This window comes from Bacillus sp. FG16 (assembly GCF_057809515.1).
The window spans coordinates 1-435 of record NZ_JBMDKC010000339.1 but is presented as its reverse complement, the minus strand read 5'-3'; the positions used below and the strand labels follow the sequence as shown (position 1 = coordinate 435).

Genomic DNA, 435 nt, shown 5'->3' with positions numbered 1-435 from the left:
TAATTTTGTGATTTCTTCCTTAGAAACTACTTGTACGCTCATCATATCCCCTTCTCTATTTTATTCTTTAAAATATTCAAATAAATCTTATCATGTAATTATAAATATATAAATTGAACTCCTTACTTTCTCAACATAGTTGCAAAAACTCCTATATTTTTGTAGTTTAGTTGCAATCTCACATTAATCTCCGTCGCTTTCATAAAGCATATAAATTTCATTTTACTTTTTTGCTAATGTATAAATACTTAACATATGAAAGTAGTACTCTTCATGAGAAGATATATTTATTTTCTTTTTGTAAAACAAAATCCATTTTCTTAAAAAATATGGTTTTTTACTAATTTTAACGCCCTCTTCTTTTAATTTTCGAAATACCAATAACCAATATTGAAAATGATTTTTTCCTTCCTGATAAAACGTAGGGTAAACTAC

1 pseudogene is annotated in these 435 nt (G+C 25.1%); it reads right to left on the bottom strand.

Features of this window, described 5'->3' with window-relative positions:
* Positions 1-222 precede the first annotated feature (222 nt).
* Positions 223-435, bottom strand: a pseudogene (locus tag ACODS7_RS32635) (hypothetical protein); the annotation flags it as partial.